This is a genomic window from Streptomyces sp. PKU-EA00015, assembly GCF_013387495.1.
In the GTDB taxonomy this organism is placed as follows: domain Bacteria; phylum Actinomycetota; class Actinomycetes; order Streptomycetales; family Streptomycetaceae; genus Streptomyces.
Map to the genome: position 1 here is coordinate 21,889 of NZ_JABZEE010000045.1, position 7,318 is coordinate 29,206.

The window sequence follows — 7,318 nt, forward strand, 5'->3', positions numbered from 1 at the left end:
CCCGGCAGAGCGGGCAGGCGGGCCGGGATCGACAATGCGAGGCGGACTTTTTCGTGACCCGGATCGTGATCATCGGTGGCGGACCCGGCGGCTATGAGGCGGCGCTCGTCGCCGCCCAGCTCGGTGCGGAGGTGACCGTCGTCGACTGCGACGGGCTGGGCGGGGCGTCGGTGCTGACCGACTGCGTGCCCTCGAAGACCCTGATCGCCACCGCCGAGGTCATGACGACCTTCGACTCCTCCTACGAGGAGCTCGGCATCATCGTGGCCGACGACACCCCGCACATCGAGCAGGCCGCCCGCGTCGTCGGCGTCGACCTCGGCAAGGTCAACCGGCGTGTCAAGCGCCTCGCGCTCGCCCAGTCGCACGACATCACCGCCTCCGTCACCCGTGCCGGCGCCCGCGTCATGCGCGGGCGCGGCCGCCTCGACGGGCAGCAGGCGATGGACGGCTCCCGCAAGGTGATCGTGCGCGCCGCCGACGGCAGCGAGGAGACGCTCACCGCGGACGCCGTCCTGATCGCGACCGGCGGTCACCCGCGCGAGATCCCCGACGCGCTGCCCGACGGCGAGCGCATCCTGAACTGGACGCAGGTCTACGACCTGAACGAGCTCCCCGAGGAGCTCATCGTGGTCGGTTCCGGTGTCACGGGCGCCGAGTTCGCCGGCGCCTACCAGGCGCTCGGCTCGCGCGTCACCCTCGTCTCCTCCCGCGACCGCGTCCTGCCGGGCGAGGACCCGGACGCCGCCGCCGTCCTGGAGGACGTCTTCCGCCGCCGGGGAATGAACGTCATGGCCCGCTCCCGTGCCGAGTCCGCCAAGCGGGTCGGCGACCGGGTCGAGGTCACGCTCTCCGACGGCAGGGTCATCTCCGGTACGCACTGCCTCATGGCCGTCGGCGCCATCCCGAACACGGCGGGCATGGGCCTGGAGGAGGCCGGTGTCCGGCTGAAGGAGTCGGGCCACATCTGGACCGACAAGGTCTCACGCACCTCCGCTCCCGGTGTCTACGCGGCCGGGGACGTCACCGGCGTCTTCGCGCTGGCCTCGGTCGCGGCGATGCAGGGCCGTATCGCCATGTACCACTTCCTCGGCGACGCGGTCGCCCCGCTGAACCTCAAGACCGTCTCGTCGAACGTGTTCACCGACCCGGAGATCGCGACCGTCGGCTACACGCAGGCGGACCTCGACGCGGGCAAGATCGACGCCCGCGTCGTCAAGCTGCCGCTGCTGCGCAACCCGCGCGCCAAGATGCAGGGCATCAGGGACGGCTTCGTCAAGATCTTCTGCCGCCCGGGCACCGGCATCGTGGTCGGCGGTGTGGTCGTGTCGCCCCGCGCTTCGGAACTGATCCACCCCATCTCGATCGCCGTCGACAACAACCTGACGGTGGAACAGATCGCAAACGCGTTCACCGTGTATCCGTCTCTGTCGGGCTCGATCGCGGAGGTCGCACGCCAGCTGCACACCCGCAAGGCCACCGCCGAGAGCTGACGGCGCCCCGCGAGGGACGAAACCCGGCGAAGTACGGGCACTCCACGCGGCGAGCGATCAACTGAGAGGCCGCCTATACCACTTGGCGGCCTCTCAAATGCACATTTTCCGCTATCCGGCGCATAGAGCTGAAAACTGACGGGCGGTGGGGTTACTGTCAGTTTCGTGTTCGCTGCAGAACGTCGTCAGTTGATCCTCGAAATGGTGCGCGCCAACGGAGCCGTGTCGCTCCGGGAGCTCGCCCGCGTCGTCCAGACCTCCGAAGTGACCGTACGGCGGGACGTGCGGGCACTGGAGGCAGAAGGACTCCTCGACCGCCGGCACGGCGGTGCGGTACTGCCGGGCGGCTTCACCCGCGAGTCCGGCTTCCCGCAGAAATCACTGTCCGCGACCGCCGAGAAGACGGCCATCGCCGATCTCGCCGCCGGACTCGTCGAAGAGGGCGAGGCCATCGTGGTCGGGGCCGGGACGACGACGCAGGAGCTGGCCCGCCGGCTCGCCCGCGTCCCGGGACTGACCGTGGTCACCAACTCCCTGCTGGTGGCGCAGGCACTGGCCCACGCCAACCGGGTCGAGGTCGTCATGACCGGCGGCACGCTGCGCGGCTCCAACTACGCCCTGGTGGGCAGCGGGGCCGAGCAGTCGCTCCAGGGGCTGCGGGTCTCGCGGGCCTTCCTCTCCGGGAGCGGGCTCACGGCCGAGCGGGGCCTGTCCACGTCCAACATGCTCTCGGCGAGCGTGGACCGGGCTCTGGTGCAGGCCGCCGCGGAGGTCGTCGTGCTGGCGGACCACACGAAGCTCGGCACCGACACGATGTTCCAGACGGTGCCGACGGACGTGATCACCCGCCTGGTGACGGACGAGCCCCCGCCCCACGACGACCGGGCCGCGACGGAGCTGCAGGCGTTGGCGGACCAGGGCGTGCAGATCGCCGTGGCGGGCGCGGCCGCGGTGGCGGGCCCCGCCCGCCACGAGGTCCCTCTCCCCGGCCAGCGCCGTACCCGCGCCCAACTGCGCGGCACCAACGGCTCGTTGACGCCGGAGCAGCTGCAGGACCGGGCGCCGCGAGTCGCGGACCTCCGCCGCCGCTGAGCTCACCGCACGGCGTCGTCCCCCCAGCGCGGTGCCGTGCGCTCCGACCACCTCGCGGATACGGCACGGGACCTCATCGGCGACGCCGGCAGCGGGCCCGCGGGCCGTCCACGGGCTTTTCCGCCCCCGGACCGACGGAGGCCGGGGCCCTGAGGTCCACCGGCCCGTGGGGCGGGGCGCGCGGGCTGCCGGCTCGTGCGGCGAGGCTCGTGCGGTGAGGCCGGGCCGCCGGGCCGGGCGCTCACGAGCCGGTCGCAGCGCCGTCCGGCCGGTCCGCCTTCAGGCCGCGCAGCGTCAGCGTCAGCAGCCGGTCCGCCAACCGGCCGTCGCCGGGGCTCTCTTCGGCTGCCAGCGCGATCGCGTTCGTCAGCTGCATCAGATCGCCGATCGAGACATCGGTCCGCACCGCGCCGCTCTCCTGCGCCCGCGTCAGCAGCCGTTCGCCCGCCGCGCGCAGGGGCACGCTGCACGACGCCAGCGCCGAACCCTTGTCGGCGGACGCCGACATGAGCGCGCGGGCCAGTCCCCGGTACTCACCCGCATGAGTGATGAGGGCGCGCAGCCACTCCACGAGTGCCCCGCAGGGCTGCTCGGCGCCGGCCAGTTCCCGGGAGCGCTCCAGCAGGTCCGCCAGGGCCTCCTGGAAGACCGCGCTCATCATCGCGTGGCGGTTGGGGAAGTGCCGGTACAGGGTGCCGATGCCCACGCCCGAACGGCGGGCGATCTCCTCCAGCGACGCGTCGGTGCCGTGCTCGGCGAAGACGGCGCGCGCCTCGGTGAGCAGACGTTCGTAGTTGCGGCGGGCATCGGCCCGCATGGGCCGCGGTGCGGGCATGCCCGTGCCCGCCGCCGTGCCGGCCGTACTCGTTGCCATCGCCTCGTCCTTCCGGAGTCCGCCCCCGGTTCCAGGATGCCATTGCCGGACCGGCGCCCGGCCATGACGTGGACACGAACATGGGGCCTGCCCGATCCGCTCGGGCGGACGGGCAGGCCCCACATGCCGACGTGCTGGGTCAGTCCTTGATCTCGCAGATCGTCGCGCCCGAGGTCAGCGATGCGCCGACCTCCGCCGCGAGGCCCTTGATCGTGCCGGAGCGGTGCGCGTTCAGCGGCTGCTCCATCTTCATCGCCTCGAGGACGACGATGAGGTCGCCCTCCGTGACCTCCTGGCCCTCCTCGACCGCGACCTTGACGATCGTGCCCTGCATCGGGGAGGTGAGGGTGTCGCCGGAGGCGGCCGAGGCGGACTTCTTCGCCGCGCGGCGCTTGGGCTTCGCGCCGGCCGCGAGGCCGGTGCGCGCCAGCGTCATGCCCAGCGACGACGGGAGGGAGACCTCCAGGCGCTTGCCGCCGACCTCGACCACGATCGTCTCGCGGCCGGCCTCGTCCTCCTCGGCCTCAGCGGGGACGGCGAACGGCTTGATCTCGTTGACGAACTCGGTCTCGATCCAGCGGGTGTGGACGCGGAACGGGTCCGCGGTGAACGCCGGGTCGGCCACGACCGCGCGGTGGAACGGAATGGCGGTCGCCATGCCCTCCACCTCGAACTCCGCGAGCGCACGCGCCGCGCGCTGCAGCGCCTGCTCACGGCTGGCGCCGGTGACGATCAGCTTGGCGAGCAGGGAGTCCCACGCCGGGCCGATGACCGAGCCGGACTCGACACCCGCGTCGAGGCGGACGCCGGGGCCCGTCGGCGGGCGGAACGTGGTGACCGTGCCGGGCGCGGGCAGGAAGTTCCGGCCGGGGTCCTCGCCGTTGATGCGGAACTCGAAGGAGTGGCCGCGCACGGCCGGGTCGCCGTAGCCGAGCTCCTCGCCGTCGGCGATACGGAACATCTCGCGCACCAGGTCGATGCCCGTGACCTCTTCGGTGACCGGGTGCTCGACCTGCAGACGGGTGTTGACCTCCAGGAAGGAGATCGTGCCGTCGACGCCGACCAGGAACTCGACGGTGCCGGCGCCGACGTAGCCGGCCTCCTTGAGGATGGCCTTCGACGCGCGGTACAGCTCGGCGTTCTGCTCGTCCGTCAGGAAGGGGGCCGGGGCCTCCTCGACCAGCTTCTGGTGGCGGCGCTGGAGCGAGCAGTCACGGGTGGAGACGACGACGACGTTGCCGTGGGTGTCGGCCAGGCACTGGGTCTCGACGTGACGGGGCTTGTCGAGGTAGCGCTCGACGAAGCACTCGCCGCGGCCGAAGGCGGCGACGGCCTCGCGGACGGCGGAGTCGTAGAGCTCGGGGACCTCTTCGAGCGTGCGGGCGACCTTGAGCCCGCGGCCGCCGCCGCCGAACGCGGCCTTGATGGCGATCGGCAGACCGTGCTCCTGCGCGAACGCGACGACCTCGTCCGCCCCGGAGACCGGGTCGGGCGTGCCGGCGACGAGCGGGGCGCCGGCGCGCTGGGCGATGTGCCGGGCTGCGACCTTGTCGCCGAGGTCGCGGATGGCCTGCGGCGGCGGACCGATCCAGGTCAGGCCAGCGTCGATGACGGCTTGGGCGAACTCCGCGTTCTCGGACAGGAAACCGTAGCCGGGGTGGACGGCGTCCGCTCCCGAATCGGCCGCGGCTTGAAGCACCTTGGCCATGTCCAGATAGCTGGCGGCCGGGGTGTCACCGCCCAGGGCGAACGCTTCGTCGGCTGCGCGGACGTGCAGAGCGTCCCGGTCCGGATCGGCGTAGACGGCTACGCTCGCGATCCCGGCGTCCCGGCAGGCACGGGCAACGCGGACAGCGATTTCGCCACGGTTGGCGATGAGCACCTTGCGCACGATGGCTCCCTCCTTGAAACAAGCTGAGTTTAGGGACTGCCGACACGGCCTTTCGACCCGTCCCCAATGGTGAGCTTGCCCACACGGAGCGTGATTCGAGGCTCGCTCGAGCGCGAAATCCCTTGTCGCACCACGGTACGACGGGTTCCTCCCTCGCACAGTAGCCCTCTGGTGTGGTCAAGGTCTCTGTTCGGGGGGCCAGCGGCCGAACGGGTTTCTTTGTCGAGTCCCTACGAATGGCCCAATCATTCTTTGCCGTGTGACAGAGAGTGTCACACCTCTTGTCCCTGCGTTTACCGGTCAGTAGCCTCACGCTGTCGTACGTACGTCCGGTAACTGAGGGTTGGGGGCGCCGTGGTGCGCAGACCGGTGGCCGTCGTGGCTGCGCTCGTCCTGTGGGTGGAGGCCGTCGGCATCGTCGTGCTCAACGGGATCATGGCCCGGTTCATCGAGGCGCAGAGCATGTCGCTGGACGGCCTCGACCCGGACGCGATGGTGGCCGGCACGTGGGGGATGGGGGTCGGCTCGGGGCTGTTCCTCGCACTGTGCGGCGTCCTGTTGCTGGTGACGGGCATACGCGACCGGGCGCCGGGCCGCTTCGCCCGCATCGTGCTGATCGGCTGTGCGGTCGTGCACGGGGTGCTGGGGGCGCTCACGGTGGGCCTGGTCGGGTGGCCGGCGTTCGCGTACATGATGGGCGTGCTCGGCCTGCTGGTGCTGTCGCTGATCGCGTACGGCGCGGAGGACGGACCCGGACGCGAGGCGGCCTCGTCCGAGGCCGCGCCCGCGTGACGGTCAGACCCAGAGGTCGGTGATCGAGAAGCCCAGCTCGGCGAGGAGCCTGCGCAGCAGCGGCAGGGAGAGGCCGATGACATTGCCGTGGTCGCCCTCGATGGATTCGACGAAGGGCGCGGAGAGCCCGTCGAGCGTGAACGCGCCCGCGACGTGCAGGGGTTCGCCGCTGGCCACGTAGGCGGCGATCTCGTCGTCCGTCGGCTCGCCGAACCGCACGATCGTGGAGGCGGTCGCGGACGCCTGCCTGCCGGTTGCCGTGTCGATGAGGCAGTGCCCGGTCTGCAGCACGCCGGCCCGGCCGCGCATCGCCTTCCACCGGGCGGTGGCGTCCTCGGCGTCGGCGGGCTTGCCGAGTGCCTGGCCGTCCAGCTCCAGCACGGAGTCGCAGCCGATGAGCAGCGCGCCGGCCGCCTCGGGCCGCGCGGCGACGGCGGCGGCCTTGGCCTCGGCGAGCACGAGCGCGAGCTCGGCGGGGGTGGGGGCGGTGAGGGCGTCCTCGTCGACGCCGCTGACGATGACGTGCGGATCGAGTCCGGCCTGCTTGAGCAGGTTGAGCCGCGCGGGAGAGGCGGACGCGAGCACGAGACGCGGGCGGGCGGGGGAGGTCATGCGCCCATGTTAGGCGCCCCGCAGGGCCCCACTGCGGGGTCCTCCCGCTCTGCCGGCGCCGACGCGCTTGCGCGGCTCCGGCCGCGGCCGCGCGCCTCTGTCGTCGGCGGGGCTTGATTCGAGGCGCTGCCCCGGACCGCGCGCCTCAATCGCCGGCGGGGCTGGTTTGCGCGGCGGCCCGTTGGGGCTCCGCCCGAGGCCCCCGCCTCAAGCGCCGGCGGGGCTTGATTCAGGGGCGCTGCTCCCGGGCCTCGCGCCTCTGTCGTCGGCGGGGCTGGTCTGCGCGGCGCACTCGTTGGGGTCCGCCCCGGCGAAGCCAGGGGAGTGCCCCCAGCGGGGCTGGATCTCGCGGAGGGAAATCAGCCCGTCCGGCGATCGAGGACACCGCGCGAAGCGCGGTACGGGGTCCGGGGCGGAGCCCCGAAGCCCGTACCCGGCAGGGCGCAGGCCCACGGGGCCCGGGCTCGCCCCGGTTCGGGACGGGGTACCGCCCACGGCCGCCAGGCCGTAGGGGAGGGCGGGGTCGGGGAACGGGCTCACCGCACGCCCGCCACGAACATCCCC

General features: G+C 72.3%; 6 protein-coding genes. 3 read left to right on the forward strand and 3 right to left on the reverse strand.

What is annotated here, in order from left to right:
- The first annotated feature begins 53 nt into the window (after positions 1 to 53).
- Positions 54 to 1,493 carry an NAD(P)H-quinone dehydrogenase gene (locus HW130_RS25735; RefSeq protein ID WP_177152084.1) on the forward strand — a complete coding sequence of 480 codons (1,440 nt, stop codon included), beginning with the start codon at positions 54 to 56 and terminating at the stop codon, positions 1,491 to 1,493.
- 201 nt (positions 1,494 to 1,694) lie between these two features.
- On the forward strand, positions 1,695 to 2,585 hold the full coding sequence (locus HW130_RS25740) for a DeoR/GlpR family DNA-binding transcription regulator (RefSeq protein WP_375256587.1): 891 nt from the start codon (positions 1,695 to 1,697) through the stop codon (positions 2,583 to 2,585).
- Between the two features lie 241 nt (positions 2,586 to 2,826).
- On the opposite strand, the gene HW130_RS25745 is transcribed toward HW130_RS25740, so the two are convergent.
- Positions 2,827 to 3,459 (reverse strand): TetR/AcrR family transcriptional regulator, encoded by a 633-nt coding sequence (locus HW130_RS25745; RefSeq protein WP_177152086.1) that lies wholly within the window; start codon positions 3,457 to 3,459, stop codon positions 2,827 to 2,829.
- A gap of 139 nt (positions 3,460 to 3,598) precedes the next feature.
- A complete protein-coding gene (locus HW130_RS25750; RefSeq protein ID WP_177152087.1) occupies positions 3,599 to 5,350 on the reverse strand; it encodes a biotin carboxylase N-terminal domain-containing protein in 1,752 nt (583 codons plus the stop codon).
- Between the two features lie 357 nt (positions 5,351 to 5,707).
- Between HW130_RS25750 and HW130_RS25755 the strand changes: the two genes are divergently transcribed.
- Entirely contained in the window at positions 5,708 to 6,142 is a 435-nt protein-coding gene (locus HW130_RS25755; protein WP_177152093.1) for a hypothetical protein, read from the forward strand.
- A 3-nt stretch (positions 6,143 to 6,145) separates the two neighbouring features.
- Here HW130_RS25755 and HW130_RS25760 read toward each other — a convergent pair whose 3' ends face one another.
- On the reverse strand, positions 6,146 to 6,754 hold the full coding sequence (locus HW130_RS25760) for a nucleoside triphosphate pyrophosphatase (protein WP_177152088.1): 609 nt from the start codon (positions 6,752 to 6,754) through the stop codon (positions 6,146 to 6,148).
- Positions 6,755 to 7,318: the final 564 nt, after the last annotated feature.

What these genes read in the sequence shown, in the direction of transcription:
- HW130_RS25740 (WP_375256587.1), top strand. Translation starts at nt 1,695, where the DNA reads ATGGTGCGCGCCAACGGAGCCGTGTCGCTCCGGGAGCTCGCCCGCGTC.
- HW130_RS25760 (WP_177152088.1), bottom strand. Translation starts at nt 6,754, where the DNA reads ATGACCTCCCCCGCCCGCCCGCGTCTCGTGCTCGCGTCCGCCTCTCCC.
- HW130_RS25745 (WP_177152086.1), bottom strand. Translation starts at nt 3,459, where the DNA reads ATGGCAACGAGTACGGCCGGCACGGCGGCGGGCACGGGCATGCCCGCA.